The organism is Stenotrophomonas sp. STEN035 (assembly GCF_056759935.1).
In genome coordinates this window covers 1-16272 of the sequence record NZ_JBRRDY010000041.1, presented here as the reverse complement: position 1 = coordinate 16272, position 16272 = coordinate 1, and the positions used below count along the sequence as shown (strand labels likewise).

The 16272-nt window shown below is 64.9% G+C and carries 12 protein-coding genes and 1 tRNA gene; 10 read left to right on the top strand and 3 right to left on the bottom strand.

Annotated elements, in window-relative coordinates:
- The first annotated feature begins 82 nt into the window (after window positions 1-82).
- From ACVOLL_RS17920 to ACVOLL_RS17895, 6 genes are all read left to right on the top strand, one after another.
- Entirely contained in the window at window positions 83-688 is a 606-nt protein-coding gene (locus tag ACVOLL_RS17920; RefSeq protein ID WP_481514116.1) for an LPS-assembly lipoprotein LptE, read from the top strand.
- A 43-nt stretch (window positions 689-731) separates the two neighbouring features.
- A complete protein-coding gene (gene holA / locus ACVOLL_RS17915; protein ID WP_481514115.1) occupies window positions 732-1775 on the top strand; it encodes a DNA polymerase III subunit delta in 1044 nt (347 codons plus the stop codon).
- On the top strand, window positions 1776-2483 hold the full coding sequence (gene nadD / locus ACVOLL_RS17910; protein ID WP_481514114.1) for a nicotinate-nucleotide adenylyltransferase: 708 nt from the start codon (window positions 1776-1778) through the stop codon (window positions 2481-2483).
- Window positions 2484-2542: 59 nt separating this feature from the next.
- Window positions 2543-2968, top strand: coding sequence for a ribosome silencing factor (rsfS, locus tag ACVOLL_RS17905; RefSeq protein ID WP_481514113.1), 426 nt, complete (start codon window positions 2543-2545; stop codon window positions 2966-2968).
- A gap of 75 nt (window positions 2969-3043) precedes the next feature.
- Window positions 3044-3514 carry a 23S rRNA (pseudouridine(1915)-N(3))-methyltransferase RlmH gene (rlmH, locus tag ACVOLL_RS17900; RefSeq protein ID WP_481514112.1) on the top strand — a complete coding sequence of 157 codons (471 nt, stop codon included), beginning with the start codon at window positions 3044-3046 and terminating at the stop codon, window positions 3512-3514.
- Between the two features lie 24 nt (window positions 3515-3538).
- Window positions 3539-3615 (top strand) — tRNA-Asn (locus ACVOLL_RS17895).
- A gap of 91 nt (window positions 3616-3706) precedes the next feature.
- On the opposite strand, the gene ACVOLL_RS17890 is transcribed toward ACVOLL_RS17895, so the two are convergent.
- The 3 genes from ACVOLL_RS17890 to ACVOLL_RS17880 all read right to left on the bottom strand — a co-directional run bounded on the left by ACVOLL_RS17890 (window position 3707) and on the right by ACVOLL_RS17880 (window position 8460).
- A complete protein-coding gene (locus ACVOLL_RS17890) occupies window positions 3707-6517 on the bottom strand; it encodes a TonB-dependent receptor (RefSeq protein WP_481514111.1) in 2811 nt (936 codons plus the stop codon).
- Between the two features lie 184 nt (window positions 6518-6701).
- Window positions 6702-7364: an energy transducer TonB gene (locus ACVOLL_RS17885; RefSeq protein WP_481514110.1), complete on the bottom strand. Its 663-nt coding sequence runs from the start codon at window positions 7362-7364 to the stop codon at window positions 6702-6704.
- A 358-nt stretch (window positions 7365-7722) separates the two neighbouring features.
- On the bottom strand, window positions 7723-8460 hold the full coding sequence (locus tag ACVOLL_RS17880) for an SIMPL domain-containing protein (protein WP_481514109.1): 738 nt from the start codon (window positions 8458-8460) through the stop codon (window positions 7723-7725).
- A gap of 131 nt (window positions 8461-8591) precedes the next feature.
- On the opposite strand from ACVOLL_RS17880, the gene ACVOLL_RS17875 reads away from it, so the two are divergent.
- Genes ACVOLL_RS17875 through tldD form a run of 4 tightly spaced genes read left to right on the top strand, consistent with a single transcriptional unit; the run spans window position 8592 to window position 16035 of the window.
- Complete coding sequence (locus ACVOLL_RS17875) at window positions 8592-9188, top strand: Maf family nucleotide pyrophosphatase (RefSeq protein ID WP_481514108.1); 597 nt, start codon at window positions 8592-8594, stop codon at window positions 9186-9188.
- A 5-nt stretch (window positions 9189-9193) separates the two neighbouring features.
- Window positions 9194-10684, top strand: a complete 1491-nt coding sequence (gene rng, locus ACVOLL_RS17870; RefSeq protein WP_481514134.1) for a ribonuclease G — start codon at window positions 9194-9196, stop codon at window positions 10682-10684.
- A gap of 39 nt (window positions 10685-10723) precedes the next feature.
- Window positions 10724-14542: a YhdP family protein gene (locus tag ACVOLL_RS17865; RefSeq protein WP_481514107.1), complete on the top strand. Its 3819-nt coding sequence runs from the start codon at window positions 10724-10726 to the stop codon at window positions 14540-14542.
- A gap of 47 nt (window positions 14543-14589) precedes the next feature.
- Window positions 14590-16035 (top strand): metalloprotease TldD, encoded by a 1446-nt coding sequence (gene tldD, locus ACVOLL_RS17860; protein ID WP_481514106.1) that lies wholly within the window; start codon window positions 14590-14592, stop codon window positions 16033-16035.
- The last annotated feature ends 237 nt before the right edge of the window (window positions 16036-16272 follow it).

Genomic DNA, 16272 nt, shown 5'->3' with positions numbered 1-16272 from the left:
GGTATCTCAAGTGCAGTTCACGCGGCATCAGGCAGGCTAGCTGCCTGTTGCCGCTCCCGGCCGGCTCCTCCAGACTGTGTGCATGACTCGATACCTGACCGCCCTGATTCTCGCCGCCACCCTCACCGGTTGCGGCTTCCATCTGCGTAACAAGCTCGCGCTGCCTGCCGATATGCCGGCGGTGCAGGTGGATTCAGCGGTGCGTTACAGCGAACTGGTCAAGTTCCTCAATCGCGGCCTGCGCTCTTCGGGCGCCACCGTGGTGGAGGATGGCGACACCCTGGCTGTGGCTGGAAAAACGCCTGGGGTTGCCCGCCTGCAGATCCGCTCCGAGCGCTGGGGCGACCTGCCGATCGCCATTGATGCCCAAGGCCGTGCCCAGGAGTACAGCCTTCGCTACGCGGTGGTGTTTTCGTTCATTCGCCCGGACGGCAGCGTGATCGTGCCGGAGCAGGCGGTGGAACTGTCGCGTGACTATGTGTCGCCGCCACAGGACTCCACCGGTACCACCACCGAGCGCGAAATCCTCGCCGATGAGCTGCGTCGCGAAATGTCGGCCTCGATCCTGCGTCGCATCGACAGCGTGGTTCGCGCCGATGTGGAAAAGGCCCTGCATGCACCCACGTCGGCCGAAGGTGCGACAGACGCGCCCAAGCCTGCGCAGGATGCTGCAGGTGAGGTGCGCTGAGTTGCTGTTCTTGCACGCCGCACAGACCCAGCAGGCCTGAGCGATGGAGCTGCGACCGGAGCAACTGGCCAGCCAGATAGCCTCCCAGCCCTTGGCGCCGGTGTATCTGATCGCCGGCCCAGAACTGCTGCGGGTGATCGAAGCCGCCGATGCGGTGCGCGCCAAGGCGCGTGCGGACGGTATCGGCGAGCGCGAAGTATTCGATGCCGATGGCCGCGACTTTGACTGGGGGCAGCTGGCTTCCAGCTTCAACGCGCCCAGCCTGTTCAGTGCGCGGCGTCTGGTCGAGGTGCGCCTGCCCAATGGCAAGCCAGGCAAGGAGGGCGCGGAGGTCATCAGCGACTTCTGCGCGCGGCCGGCGCCGGACGTGGTGCTGCTGATCACCGCCGGTGAGTGGAGCAAGGCGCATCAGGGTAAATGGGCCGAGGCCGTCAACAAGGTTGGTGTGTTGTCGGTGGCCTGGGCGATCAAACCGCATGAGCTGGGTGATTGGATCGAGCGGCGCCTCCGCAGCAAAGGCCTGCGTGCCGATCCGGGTGCCGTGCAACGGCTGAGCGAGCGGGTTGAAGGCAACCTGCTGGCGGCAGCGCAGGAAATCGACAAGCTTGCCTTGCTGGCGGATGGCCAATCGCTGGACGTCGCCAAGATGGAATCGTTGGTGGCTGATGCCGCCCGCTACGACGTTTTCCGTTTGAGCGAAGCCGCCTTCTCCGGGCAGGCACCGGCCGTGTTGCGGATGGTCGCCGGTCTGCGCGCCGAGGGCGAGGCGGTCGCCGCGCTGATGCCTATCCTGATCCGCGAGCTGCTGATCACCGCCGGGCTGGCGCGGGTACAGGCTGGCGGCGGCAACCTGGCCGCCGAAATGAAATCCAAGGGCATCTGGGAATCACGCCAGGCGCCGTTCAAACGCGCCCTGCAGCGCCACCCCGACCCACGTCGCTGGGAACGCTTTGTCGCCGAGGCCTCGCAGGTCGACCGCATGGCCAAGGGGCGGGCCGAAGGTGATCCGTGGCTTGCCCTGGAGCGTCTGCTGGTTGCGCTGGCCGAAGCCCGCGCGGTGCGCCTGCTCGTCCGTGGCGTGCGCTGAATGACTACTGGGCTGTCGCCGGTAGGCGCTGCCGCAGACGACGGCCTGTGGCTGCTGTACGGCGGTACCTTCGATCCGGTTCACAATGGCCATCTGGCCATTGCCCGCTGCGCTGCAGCCGAGCTGCAGGTGCCGGTGCACCTGATGCCCGCCGCCGACCCGCCGCACCGTGCACCGCCCGGTGCCGATGCCGCCCAACGTGCGCACATGCTGGCGCTGGCGGTAGCGGACGAGCCCAACCTGCTGGTGGATACCCGCGAACTGCAACGCGCTGAGTGCAAGCCCGGTGTGCCATCGTGGACAGTGGACACCCTGCGTGCCATCCGCGCCCAGATCGGCCCGCAACGCCCCCTGGCGATGCTGATGGGTGCCGACAGTCTGCTCGGCCTGCCGAGCTGGCATGAATGGGAGCATCTGCTCGATCTGGCACATATCGTGGTTGCTGAACGACCGGGCAGCGGCCTGGACGGTGAGTTGCCAGCGGAACTGGCGCGACGGCTGGACGGGGCTTGGGCCAGCTCGGCTGAAAGTCTGATCGTCAGCCCGGCCGGGCGGGTCTGGCGGCTGCGCCAGCCGCTGCATGCCGAGTCCGCGACCGAGGTGCGGGAGGCCATTGCCAACGGCGGCCAATGGCGTGATTTGTTGCCTTCGGCGGTGGCTGGGTACATCCTTGCGCAAGGCCTGTATGGCAGTGCCGCGCGGGCGTGAATGCCGGCAGCGGCCATGTTCTCTATAATCGTCCCCTTAATTCATCGAGTTCTGCTGCTTTGACCACCGAAGCCCAAGTCATCAAGACCCAAATGCCCAGCCCGGCACCCTCCGTACCGGCCCTGCTGGCGTCCGTTCACTCCGCCCTTGAGGAGATCAAGGCCCGGGATGCCGTCGAGCTCGATGTACGTGGCAAGTCCAGCGTGGCTGACTACATGGTGGTGGTCTCCGGTACCTCGACCCGTCACGTCAAGTCCATCGGTGAGGAAGTGGTGCGTTTCGCCAAGAACCTGGGCGTGATGCCGCTGGGCGTGGAAGGTGAGCGCGAAGCCGAGTGGGTGCTGGTCGACCTGGGCGACGTCATCGTCCACGTCATGCTGCCGCGCGTACGCGAGCTGTATGCGCTTGAGCGTCTGTGGACCGTTGGCGATCAGCCGCGCTCTGCCTATGACGACGAAGGCGAAGACGAGCAGGATGCTGGCTGAGCCTGACGGCCGCAGCTTCTGTGACGGCGCCGCAGGGCGCCGTCTTCGTTTGTGCAGGTTGATAGGAGGCCGCGCATGAAAGCCAGATTGATCGCCACCGGCGAGCGCGCACCGTCCTGGGTTGCGCAGGGGTTTGCCGAATACCAGAAGCGGCTGTCGCATTGGTTGCCGCTGGAGTTGGTTGAAATTGAACCGGGCCTACGCGGCAAGGGCCGTGATCCCAAGCGCGCGATCGACGACGAGGGCAAGCGGGTACTGGCTGCACTGCCCAAGAATCCCTACGTGGTGGCGTTGGACGTGCCAGGCAGGCAGCTCAGTTCAGAGCAGCTGGCGCAACGGCTGGAGCACTGGCGCACGCAGGGACGCGATCTGGCGTTCCTGATTGGCGGCCCGGAAGGGCACGCGGCGGAAGTATCCGCAGTGGCCGATGAGAAGTGGTCGATAGGCCCGCTGACCTTGCCGCATATGCTGGTTCGGCTGGTCGTAGCCGAACAGTTGTATCGCGCAGCGGCGATGTTGGCCAATCACCCCTACCATCGCGCGTAATTAACGTATAGAATGCGCCTCCCCGCCCGAATAGCTCAGCCGGTTAGAGCACTTGACTGTTAATCAGGGGGTCGTTGGTTCGAGTCCAACTTCGGGCGCCAAGTTTCAATTGAAAACCCGCATCGCGAGATGCGGGTTTTTTTTGTCTGTCGTTCAGGCCGCCCCGGCGCGGAGCGCGCCGGGGCGGGTACATCACTTGAACGTGTACTTGGCACCCAGCGTGTAATAACGGCCAACTGCGCCGCTGTAATGCAGCGGGTTGTAGTTGACCGCGCCGTAGGTCAGAGGATCCAGCGGTGCGATGCGATCAGTGAGGTTCTGTACCGAACCGAAGATCTCGAGCGCATCGGTGGCGCGCCAGCGACCGGACAGGTCGATGGTGTAGAAGGCACGCAACTTGCAGCCGCGCGGTGCGTCGGAGCCATCGACATAGTGATTGGCACAGCTGTCACCTTCAAAGGCGACGTTGTCCATGCTGCCGATGTAGTTGGCGATGCTGCTGATGCTGAAACGGTCCATGTCCCAGGTCAGGCCGAAGTTCAGACGATCCTTCGGAGTGCCGATGCAATTGGTGACATCGCAATTGCCGTGCGTACCGGCGTACTGGAACACGGAGCCGGTGCCGTCATCGCGCTCGAACGAGTTGATGCGGGTCCATTGCATGTCCATCAGCAGCTTGCCGTAGTTGCCCAATGCCACGCGCTGGCGGATGTCGAAGTCAAAACCGCGCACGGTGGTGGATGCGGAGTTGATGTAGTCAACGCTGACAGCGAGCAGGCTGCCGCTGTTGGGAATGCCAGGCAGGTCATTGTCCGAGCGGATGCCGCGGCCAGCAGCCAGGGCCAGATCGGTATCACCCTGGTTGATCTCGTTGGTGCGCTTGATCTGCCAGGCATCGAAGGTCAGCGTCGTGCTCGAGGTCGGGTCCAGCACCAGGCCGACGGTGTAGCTCTTGGACTTCTCCGGCTTCAGTGCAGGGTTGGCCGAGGTGATGATGGCCAGGCTGACCGCACAGTCCACTGCGGTCGCACCAGGTGCCGGGGTGCCACCCGGGCAGCGCACCGGGTCACGCGCGGTGCTGAAGGCGGCCAGGCCGCCGTCACCGGCTTCGGCTGGGCCAGGTGCGCGGAAGCCTTCGGCATAGGTGGCACGCAGGGCGATCCACTCGGCCGGGGTCCATTTCAGGCCGACTTTCGGCGTGGTCGCGGTGTCGCCGCCCTTGTACTTGTCAACGCGCAGGGCGCCGGACAGCTCCAACGATTTCAGTACAGGGGCAACCACTTCCGTATAGGCCACGGCGACTTCTTCGGTGCCCTTATAGGCCGAATAGCCCAGGCCGATGATGTCGCCCAGGTCGGTATAGCTCTGCGGATCCAGGTTGGCCTTCTGGCGACGGTACTCCGCACCGAATGCGAGGCCCAGCGGGCCACCGGCCAGGTCGGCGAGGCTGCGCGAGGCCTTGAAGTCGATCATGTCCAGCGTGGTGGACGCGTTGGCGTGGATGGTCGGGGAGATGTAGTCGTACAGCGCCTGCGAGTTCTGTCCGGCATTGGCGCCGATATGCCACCAGCCCACCGGGCTGTTCGGGTCGGTCAACGCGGTGCGCACGTGGCTGTAACGCAGGAAGCCGGTGCGCTCGTTGACCAGTTGGGTCGCCGAGTGCAGATAGGCGGTATCGATGTCCCATTCGCCTGCGGTGCCCTTCACCCCGACCAGGAAGCGGGTGAACTCGTTGGTGTTTCTGGTGACGCGTGGGCCGACGTCAAATGCCGCGTAGCGCAGGCGGGCGTCCACGCCCAATGGGTTGTCAGGGTGAGCTGCGCCCAGCACCGTTGCACCGCTGCCGCTGCTGGCGTTGACCGGGCCGCCCGGATAGCCCCAGGAGCCGGAAACACCGCTGGGGGTGTTGTAGAACACGTTCTTCTTCTTCGAGTAGCCGAATTCGCCGTACATCTCGAAGTTGTCCGACAGCACGAAGGTGCCGCGTGCGAACAGATTGCCGAACTCTTCGCTCGGGCTCAGGCTACGGAAATCCTGGGTTTGCCACAGGCAGCCACCGCCCACGTCGGGAGGGCTGATGTTGGAGAATTGCGAGCAGCCGGGCAGTGACTGGTAACGACCGGTTGCCGGGTCGCGGATGCTACCTGCAGGTGAGCTGCCGGCGACGGTGCCGTTGGAGGTGATGGCACCGTTGAGCGGGAAGAACTGGCCACCAGCTACGCGATCAAAGCCATACGGACTCAGGTCGCCGTTGCCGATCCACTTGCGGTTGCGACGGTCGGAAATGCGGATGTCGTCGGTCTTGCTGAGATCGATGCTGACAAATGCGTTGTAACCATCAGTGTCAAGATCGCCAATGCCGGCGGTCAGTGAGGCCTTGCGCGCATTGCCATCACTGTCACCGGAGGTGCCGTAGGAGGCCTTGAGTATGGCGCCGGTGAAGTCGCGGCGCAGGATGATGTTGACGACGCCGGCGATGGCGTCGGAGCCGTAGATGGCCGAGGCGCCATCCTTCAGCACTTCAACGCGCTCGACCGCATCCATGGGGATGACGCTCAGGTCGGTGAAGACCTTCTGGCCATCATCGGCCAGGCCGTACGGTGCCATGCGACGACCGTTGAGCAAGACCAGGGTGGAGGCCGCACCGAGGCCACGCAGCGAGATGCCTGAGCCGCCGCCGGCAAAGCCAGTACCGAAGCTCTTGGGGATGGAGCCGGCGCCATCGCTGGTCAGGGTCTGCAGGTATTCGGCGATGGTGGCCTTGCCGGTACGGTCGATTTCCTGCCGGGTGATGACCTGCACCGGTGAGGCGGTTTCAGTGGTGGCGCGTGGGATGTTGGAGCCGGTGACCGTTATGCGGTCCAGGTTGGTGGCCTTCTGGTCCTGGGCCATGGCCAGCGGTGCGGCCGCTGCCAGGGTCAATGGAACCAGAAGCAGGCGGCTGAGGTTGCCGGTGATTGCGTCGCTAAGACGGTTGCTGCGCGGGTAGGTCGGATGTTTCACAGTCTCTCTCCAGGGAACAGCGGCAAGAAGGCCGCCAACACGCGGCCAAAGAACATCGACGGCCGCGAATCTAGGTTTCCCATGGGTGAAGGCGTAGTGAAATAATCATTACTGAGCACAGACAGCTTGGTGATCTTTATGGCAGCGTCAGAAAACGCTGCCATAAGATGGGCCTCAGCCCTGTTCAGCCAAGTTTGAAGTCGACCGGGATCAGGCCATAGGCCTGTACTGGACGACCACCGTCGGTAGCGGGCTGGAACTTCCAGCGACGCAGCACCTGGTTGCGCGCGGCGTTGTCCAGACTGCGGTTGCCGCTGCTGTGCTCGACGCTGACTTCCAGCGGCGAACCGTCCACATCCACCAGGACCCGCAGGGTCACCGTACCCTGTGCACCGGCGAGCAGAGCATCACGCGGATAGCCCGGCGCCGGAGCGTTGCGGTAACGCAGCTGCACGCCTTGCAGTGGTGTCGATGCGCCGATCGGATCGATGGCCGGGCTGTTGTCGATCGTCGGTGCAACATCCACCGGTGCGGTGACGACCGCCTCGGTAGCGAAGATCGGCATCGGTGCGTTGTCCACCGGTGCTGCCAACGCCGGTTGCCGCGGCGGTGACGGCGAGCGGGTCACCGGTACATCGACCGGCGGTGTGGGCGGGTTGGGGATGATGGGTTTGACGTCGGGGACCTGCCAGCGTTCCCGCACTGTCTCGTTGTGGATCGGTACCTGTGACAGCGGAATCAACAGCAAGCCCAGGGCAAATGCGTGCAGGGCCAGGGCCGTGCTGTAGGCAAGGATGCGCGAGGGTTCTACGTGCAGGGACGGACTGCGTTGTTGCGTGCGGACCATGTTCCACCTCCATGCGTGGGCGTGTGACAGAGAACAACGCGCGATGACACGGGACGGGGTTGCTGCTTTGCATCCCGTGGCTGCAGTGCGCCTGTTATTCGGGCGTTCGACAAGCGGGGTGATTGTTTCTGGTCAGCTGGCGGACAGCTTGAGAGGAAGCAAAGGCCGGCTCTTGTGGGAGCGGCGTAAGCCGCGAAGCAGGTGCAGGATCAGATGGCACAGTTGCCGATGGGTTCAGCAGTACCAGTTTCGTGGCTTACACCGCTCCCTCAAAGAAATGCAGGCCAGGTCATCAAGGTAAGTGGCCAAAAAAAAACGGCGCCCGCAGGCGCCGTTCCGATTGCGGGGGCCGAATTGCTCAGCGGCCCAGTTCGAACACCACATCCAGGTTGACCGAGACGGTGGTTTCGCCCGGCGATACCGCGGTGTCCATTTCCATCTTGTTGGCACGGCCGGCGGCCATGGCCATCATCGGCATCGGCCGGAAGCCGCCCTGGCTGCCCTCAGAGATGCTGACGATGCGGCGCACGCGCAGGCCCAGCGACTTGGCATAGGTTTCGGCGCGGGCTTGGGCCTTCTTCAACGCGGCCAGGCGGGCTTCGTCATAGACCGGCTCGGGTTGGTCGATCTCGAAGCTGGGGCCGTTGATCTGGTTTGCGCCCTGTGCGGCCAGGCTGTCCAGCACCTTGCCCAGCTTGCTGATGTCGCGCACCTTCAGGCTGACGGTGTTGCTGGCCTGGTAGCCGGTGATCTTCGGCGCTTCGTTCTCGGCGTAGCGGTACTGCGGGCTGAGGTTGATGCCGCTGGTCTGGATGTCGCGCTCGGCAATGCCGGCAGCCTTGACCGCCGCCATCACCTTGTCCATCTGCACGGCGTTGTCGCGCATGGCGGTGTTGCCATCGGCGGCCTGGGTGACCACGCCGGCAGACAGTGTGGCCACATCCGGTACCCGGCGGGCCTCAGCCTGGGCGGAGACGTTCAACAAGGTCGCGTCGCTGGCAACCACGGCCGGGACGGTTTGGGCATTGGCGGTCATCGAGACTCCAAGAGCAAGTGACAGGGACAGCAGCAGTGGGGCGAGGGCGGTACGACGCATGGTGATCCTCCTTGGCTGGATCGTGAAAATGAACACAGAGCGATGAACGGGTGGTGAGCCATGATGGGGTCACCGTCACTTTGCCAGCAATGCTCATCATTCAGGTTGCTGGCGCAGGTTATGCTTTCACGATGCTTTATCTCGCCTCCCGCTCCCCCCGTCGCAACGAACTGCTGTCCCGCCTTGATGTGCCCTTCCGCGCCCTTGATCTGGAGGTGCCGGAGCAGCGTGCGCCGGGCGAGGCGGCCGAGGCCTATGTGCGTCGGGTTGCACTGGACAAGGCCCAGGCCGGTCTGGCGCTGGTTGCCGATGACCCGCAGGCGGTAGTGCTGGGCTCCGACACTGAGGTTGTGCTGGATGACCGGGTCTATGGCAAACCGGCCGATGCCGACGATGCAGCGGCCATGCTGGCCTCGCTGGCCGGGCGCACGCACCGGGTGATCACGGTGGTGGCCTTGGCCGCGGCGGGACGTCATGCGCTGGAGACGGTGATCTCGGAAGTGACCTTCGCGCCGATGAGCGCGGCGCAGATCCAGGCCTACGTCGCCACCGGTGAACCGATGGGCAAGGCGGGCGGCTATGCCATCCAGGGTGGGGCGGAGCGTTTCATCAGTCATTTGGCCGGCAGCTACTCCGGGGTGATGGGGCTGCCGTTGCAACAGACCGCCGCGCTGCTGGCGGCATTTGCCGCAGGCGCGGACGACGATTCCATGGACAAGGGGGAATGAAGGACGTGTCTGAAGAAATTCTGGTCAACGTCACCCCGCGCGAAACCCGCGTGGCAGTGATTGAAAACGGCATGTTGCAGGAGCTGCACATCGAGCGCGGTTGGCGCCGTGGTGTGGTCGGCAATATCTACAAGGGCAAGGTGCAGCGGGTGATGCCGGGCATGCAGGCGGCCTTCGTCGAGGTTGGCCTGGACCGTGCTGCGTTCCTGCACGCCAACGACGTGGTGCGTCCGGCGCCGGTGGCGGCCGATACCGACGAAACCGCACCCAGCCTGCCGCTGCCATCCTCGGTGCCGATCGTGGAGCTGCTGCGCGATGGCCAGGACGTGGTGGTGCAGGTGGTCAAGGACCCGATCAGCACCAAGGGCGCACGCCTGACCACGCAGATCAGCATTCCTTCGCGTTACCTGGTGCTGCTGCCGCAGTCCAAGATGGTCGGGGTTTCGGCCCGCATCGAGGATGAGGGCGAGCGTGCTCGTTTGAAGTCGCTGGTCACCGAGATTTCGGCCCAGCATGGCGGCTACGGCTACATCGTGCGCACCAATGCCGAAGGCCAGCCGGCCGAGGCCTTGGCTGAAGACATCTCCTATCTGTCGCGGGTCTGGGCGGTGGTGGAACGGCGCGGCCGCGAAGCGCCGCCGTGCAGCATCATCTATGAAGACCTGAGCCTGCCGTTGCGCTCGGTGCGCGACCTGATCCGCAAGGACGTGGACAAGGTCAAGGTCGATTCCAAGGAAACCTTCGGGCAGCTGCAGGCCTTCGTCGCCAAGTACATGCCGGTGCTGGGCGAGAAGCTGGAGCTGTATACCGGCGACCGCCCGATCTTCGACATGTTCGGGGTCGAGGATGAAATCGTCCGTGCCTTGAACAAGCAGGTGCCGCTCAAGTCCGGTGGCTATCTGGTCATCGACCAGACCGAGGCGATGACCACCATCGACGTCAATACCGGTTCCTTCGTCGGCCAGCGCAATCTGGAAGAAACCGTGTTCCGCACCAACCTGGAGGCGGCACAGACGGTGGCCCGGCAGCTGCGGCTACGCAATCTGGGCGGCATCATCATCATCGACTTCATCGATATGGACGACGCCGAGCATCGCCGTCAGGTGCTGCGTACGCTGGAGAAGGCGCTGACCCGCGACCACGCCAAGACCACGGTTTACGATTTCTCACCGCTGGGCCTGGTCGAAATGACCCGCAAGCGCACCGTCGAAAGCCTGGAGCGGCAGCTGTCGGAAACCTGCCCGCAATGCAGTGGCCGCGGCAGCATCAAGACCGCCGAAACCGTCACCTACGAGATCTTCCGCGAGATCACCCGCGCCGTGCGCCAGTTCGAAGCCGCGCGCCTGCTGGTGATTGCATCGAGCAAGGTGGTCGCGCGCATAACCGACGAAGAGTCGGCGGCGGTGGCCGAGCTTGAGGAATTCCTCGGCAAAAGCATCCGCTTCCAGGCCGACGACCAATACCTGCAGGAGCAATTTGATGTCGTGCTGCTCTGAACGAGCTCACTTCGCGGCACGGAAGCACGAAGTGAGCTGATGACCACGCTGTTGCGCCACCGCCTGCGCCGCTTCCGTCGCTATGCCTTGATGGCATTGGCGATCGCGTTGGTGTGCGTGGCCTTGCTGGTTGGTACCGTCAGCCAGCTGCTGCCGATGGTCGAGGCGCATCCGGACAAGGTTGCCGCCTGGTTGAGTGAACGTGCCGGGCAACCGGTGGCGTTCGATAGTCTGGACACCCGCTGGACGCGGCGCGGCCCCATTCTGCAGCTCGATGGTTTGCGGGTGGGGCAGGGCGAGGGTGTGCGTATCGGCCAGGCCGAAGTACTGGTGGCGGTGTATTCGGGCCTGCTGCCCGGCGCGCCGCTGACCGAGCTGCGCCTGCGCGGGCTGGCTCTGACCCTGCAACGGGCCGATGACGGCCGTTGGTCGGTGCGTGGTCTGCCCGAGTCCAAGGCCGGCGGCGATCCACTGGACGCCCTGCGCAGGCTCGGTGAGCTGCAGGTGATCGCTGGTCAGCTGCAGGTACAGGCGCCGTCCATCGGCCTGCAGACTCGCATTCCGCGTATCGACCTGCGCCTGCGCGTTGATGGTGAGCGTCTGCGGGTAGGGGCCAAGGGCTGGATCGATACCAAGGCTGCGCCGGTCACAGTGGTATTGGATTTCCAGCGCCAACGCGGCGATGGCCAGGCTTGGTTCTCGGCCGAGCCGGCCGAACTCGGGGCGTGGTCCGAATTGCTGAAATTTGCCGGGGTGCAGCTGCGCCAGGGCAAGGGTGAACTGCAGAGCTGGGTACAGCTGCAGGACAACCGCGTGGTGGCGGTCATTGCAGAGGGCGAGCTGGACGATGTGCAGCTTGCTGGTGCGCCGTTGCAGGGCGCTGTCGCGCCGAGCGTTGCCTTCAGCAAGCTGCAGCTGCGCGCGCGCTGGAAGGTGATTGACGGTGGCTGGCGGCTGGACGCGCCCAAGCTGAGGATCGCTACCGACAGCAACACCCAGGCACTGGATGGCTTGCTGCTGGCTGGCGGCAAGCACTATGTGGTGCAGGGCAAGCAGCTCGATGCGGGTCCGATGCTGCAGGTGCTTGCGCTCAGCGACCGCCTGGAGCCCAGCCTGCGGAACTGGCTGCATCGTTCCAAGCCGTCGTTGAAATTCGCCGATATCAGCCTGCTCGGTACTGCCGATGGTCCCTTGCGTGCCAGTGGCGAACTGCTGGACGCCAGCTTTGCGCCAGTCGGTGGCAGCCCCGGCGTCAATGGTCTACGCGGGCATTTCGAAGGCGATGCACAGGCGTTTTCGCTGGGTCTGAAGCCGGACCATGTCGTGCGCTTTGATTGGCCGACCGGCTTCGGGGTGCTGCATGAGCTGCAGCTTTCCGGCGATCTGGTCGGCTGGCGCGAAGGCGCCGGTTGGCAGATAGGGACGCCGGCTTTGCGGGTGCAGGGCCAGAACTACGCCGCTGACGTGCGTGGCGGCCTGTGGTTCCAGGGCGACGGCACGCGGCCATGGATCAGCCTGGCCGCCAAGATCGATGATGTGCCGATGACCGCTGCCAAGCAGTTCTGGGTGCGTTCAAGCATGAGCGACGCGGCGATCGAGTGGCTGGATGCCGCACTGGTGGATGGCACTCTGCGCGGCGGCACCGGTCTGGCTGTCGGTGACCTGGATGACTGGCCGTTCACCGGTAACAACGGTCGCTTCGAGGCGGGGGGGCGTATCGATAACGGCTCGATCCGCTTCCAGCAGGATTGGCCGCTGATGCAGCATGTCAACGCCGATATCAACTTCATTGGCGGCGGTTTCGATTTGACTGGCCGCGGTGAGCTTGCCGGGGTCAAGGTGGATCGCCTGCGTGCGGGCATCGCCAGTTTTGCCGACTCCAAGCTGGTGGTGCAGGCCAGCACTGTCGACGAAAGCGCACGCTTGCTGGCGATGCTGCGGCAGAGTCCATTGCAGGCCAGCTATGGCGACACCTTGGACAATCTGACGGTGGCTGGCCCGGCGGCGGTCAATTTCGATCTGCTGCTGCCGCTGCGGCACGATGGTGGTGGACATCTGCTGGGCGACGTCGATCTGCGCGACGTGCGCATGGCCGACAAACGCTGGGACCTGCAGTTCGAGGGGGTGCGCGGCAAGGCCCAGTACAGCAGCGAAGGCTTCGACGCGCCGGCTTTGCAGGTACGCCATCAGGAACGCGACGGTGTGCTGGCGCTACGCGCTGGCAAGCCGGTCAAGGACCCCGCTCATGCCTTCGAGGCCGAGCTGAGTGCAGATCTGGATGCGGGCAAGCTGCTGGATCGCGCGCCAGAGCTGGCGTGGCTTAAGCCCTATGTGCATGGCACCTCGGCGTGGACGGTGGGGGTCAGCCTGCCCAAGGAGCAGGCCGGTGCACGCACTGGTCCGCCAACCTTGCTGACCTTGCGTTCGGATCTGCAAGGCACCCGTCTGCAGTTGCCGGCGCCGTTGAACAAACCAGCCGCCGATGCCTTGGCAACCACGGTGCAAGCCGCCTTGCCGATGGGGGCGGGACGGATTGATGTGTCCTTCGGCAAGCTGATGGCCCTGGCTGCGCGCAGCCAGAACGGCAAGACCGGCGTGCAGGTCAGCATGGGCAGCGACACGGTCGATCACGAGCCGCCGGCCGATGGTCTGGTGGTCAATGGTCGCACCCCGTCGCTGGACGCGCTGGAATGGATCAGCCTGGCGCGCGGTGGCGATAGCGACGGCAGCGCCGGTGGCGTGGCGCTCAAGCAGGTTGATGTGTTGGCCGATCAGCTGTTGATGGTAGGCGGCCGCTTCGCGCAGACCCGGCTGCAGCTGCGGCCCGGCGCCGATGCGGTTGCCGTGCAGCTTGATGGTCCGGCACTGGCGGGCAATCTGCGCGTACCTACCGCTGATGGCGGCACGGTCAGCGGGCAGCTGGCACGGGTGCATTGGCAGGCGGCGACGGCGGCAACAGCCGAGTCCAGTGACACCCCGGCAGCGCCTATCAATCCGGCCAATATTCCGCCGCTGGCCCTGGATATCGACGACCTGCAATTCGCCACGATCAAGCTTGGTCAGACCCGTCTGCGCACGCGTCCGACCAGCGACGGCCTGCAGGTGCAGGAGCTGGCCATCCGTGCGCCCAAGCAGGTCATTGATGTGCAAGGGCAGTGGCGCGGTGTCGGTGCGCAGGCGCGTACCCAGGCCACTGTCGCCGTGCAGAGCGAGGATCTGGGTGATCTGCTGCAGCGTCTTGGCTATGCCGGGCAATTACGTGGTGGCCAGGGCAAGGTCAATCTGCAGGCAGGCTGGCAAGGTGGTCCAACGGCCTTCAATCTGGCCACGTTGGAGGGCGGCATGGACATGAACCTGCGCAATGGCCAGCTGCTGGAAGTGGACCCCGGCGCCGGCCGTGTGCTTGGCCTGCTCAGCGTGGCGCAGCTGCCACGACGCCTGCTGTTTGATTTTCGCGACCTGTTTTCCAAGGGATTGGCCTTCAACCACGTCGAAGGCGCGATGCGCTTCGGCAACGGCCAGGCCAGTACCGACAAGATCGCCATCGAGGCACCAGCGGCGGAAATCACCATTCGCGGCCAGGCTGACCTGGTTGCCCAGCAGTTCAACCAGACCATTGATGTGAACCCCCGCTCGGGCAACCTGCTCACCGTGGTTGGCGCGGTGGCCGGTGGTCCGGTAGGTGCAGCAGTGGGCGCTGCGGCCAACGCGGTGCTGGGCAAGCCACTGGGCGAGATCGGCTCCAAGACCTATAAGGTGACCGGGCCATGGAAAGATCCCAAGGTCGAAGTACTGGACCGTGACGCCGCCCGTCTGCCGCCCCCGCTAGTTACGCCCGGCGCCGCCAGCAACCCCTGAATCAGCGCAGGCTTGCATGAGGCGGGCCTGCCCCCATCTGGAATGTCATGACCGAAAACGCTCTCTCGCTCGCCGAAACCCGCCTGCTGCTGCCTGCCGGGCTGGATGCCAATCGCCTGGAACGCACCTTTGGCACCTTGCTGGGGCCGGGCATCGATTTTGGTGACCTGTACTTCCAGCATTCGCGCCGCGAGAGCTGGAGCGTGGAGGACGGCATCGTCAAGGACGGTGCGCATTCGATCGAGCAGGGCGTGGGCGTGCGTGCGATTGCCGGCGAGAAGACCGGCTTCGCGTACTCGGACGATATCCAGCCGGCGGCCCTGCTGGCCGCTGCACAGTCGGCGCGCGCCATCTCCCGCGAGGGCGGCGAGCAGAACGTACGTTCGCTGGTGCGCGGCAGTGGCCGCGCGCTGTACCCGGCGCTGGATCCGGTGGACAGCATAGGCAACGAGACCAAGGTGGAAGTGCTCAAGCGGCTGGATCGCTACCTGCGTGCTGCCGATACGCGCGTGCAGCAGGTGATGGTGAGCCTGTCCGGTGGCGTCGACACGGTGCTTATCGCGCGCAGCGACGGTGTGCTGGCCGCTGACGTGCGCCCGCTGGTGCGCTTGAACGTACAGGTCATCGTCGAACACAACGGTCGTCGCGAATCCGGCTATGCCGGCGGCGGCGGTCGCTACAGCTATGAAGAACTGTTTGCCGGTGATCGCCCGGAAGCCTTCGCCCGCGAAGCGCTGCGGCAGGCGCTGGTCAATCTGGAAGCCATTCCTGCGCCGGCCGGGGTGATGCCGGTGGTGCTCGGCCCGGGCTGGCCCGGTGTGCTGCTGCACGAGGCGGTAGGCCACGGTCTGGAAGGTGATTTCAACCGCAAGGGCACCAGCGTCTATGCCGGCCGTATCGGCGAGCGCGTGGCCTCGCCGGGCGTGACCATTGTCGATGACGGCACCCTGGAAGGCCGCCGCGGTTCGCTCAATATCGACGACGAAGGCACCCCGACCCAGTGCACCACGCTGATCGAGGACGGCATCCTGGTTGGCTACATGCAGGACACGCTCAACGCGCGTTTGATGGGCGTGGCGCCGACCGGCAATGGCCGCCGCGAATCCTTCGCGCACATGACCATGCCGCGCATGACCAATACCTATATGCGCGCAGGCAACCATGACCCGGAGGAGATGATCCGTTCGGTGAAGAAGGGCTTGTACGCAGTCAATTTCGGCGGTGGCCAGGTCGACATCACCAGCGGCAAGTACGTGTTCTCGGCGACCGAGGCCTATCTGATCGAAGACGGCAAGATCACCGCGCCGGTGAAGGGGGCGACCTTGATCGGCAACGGCCCGGAAACCATGCAGAAGGTGCGCATGATCGGCAACGATCTGGCACTGGATGAAGGCGTGGGTATCTGCGGCAAGGACGGGCAGAGCGTACCGGTCGGTGTCGGCCAGCCGTCGTTGCTGATTGATGGGCTGACGGTGGGTGGTACGCAGGCCTGAGGGTGCGGCTAACGCTGAAGAGCCCCCTCATCCGCCCCTTCGGGGCATCCCCGCCTTCGCGGGGACAGGCTCTTCTCCCGTAAACGGGAGAAGGGATTGCAGAGCTGCAGTTCGAACTGACTCCGCCAAATTCCACATGCCAGCCGTCCCTTCTCCCGCGAGCGGGAGAAGGGCCTGTCCCCCCGAAGGCCGGGATGCCCCCGAAGGGGCGGGTGAGGGGAAGCTATTAGCTACACC

What these genes read in the sequence shown, in the direction of transcription:
- ACVOLL_RS17865 (WP_481514107.1), top strand. Translation starts at nt 10,724, where the DNA reads ATGACCACGCTGTTGCGCCACCGCCTGCGCCGCTTCCGTCGCTATGCC.
- ACVOLL_RS17880 (WP_481514109.1), bottom strand. Translation starts at nt 8,460, where the DNA reads ATGCGTCGTACCGCCCTCGCCCCACTGCTGCTGTCCCTGTCACTTGCT.
- tldD (WP_481514106.1), top strand. Translation starts at nt 14,590, where the DNA reads ATGACCGAAAACGCTCTCTCGCTCGCCGAAACCCGCCTGCTGCTGCCT.
- rlmH (WP_481514112.1), top strand. Translation starts at nt 3,044, where the DNA reads ATGAAAGCCAGATTGATCGCCACCGGCGAGCGCGCACCGTCCTGGGTT.
- ACVOLL_RS17885 (WP_481514110.1), bottom strand. Translation starts at nt 7,364, where the DNA reads ATGGTCCGCACGCAACAACGCAGTCCGTCCCTGCACGTAGAACCCTCG.
- ACVOLL_RS17875 (WP_481514108.1), top strand. Translation starts at nt 8,592, where the DNA reads ATGCTTTATCTCGCCTCCCGCTCCCCCCGTCGCAACGAACTGCTGTCC.
- holA (WP_481514115.1), top strand. Translation starts at nt 732, where the DNA reads ATGGAGCTGCGACCGGAGCAACTGGCCAGCCAGATAGCCTCCCAGCCC.
- ACVOLL_RS17920 (WP_481514116.1), top strand. Translation starts at nt 83, where the DNA reads ATGACTCGATACCTGACCGCCCTGATTCTCGCCGCCACCCTCACCGGT.
- nadD (WP_481514114.1), top strand. Translation starts at nt 1,776, where the DNA reads ATGACTACTGGGCTGTCGCCGGTAGGCGCTGCCGCAGACGACGGCCTG.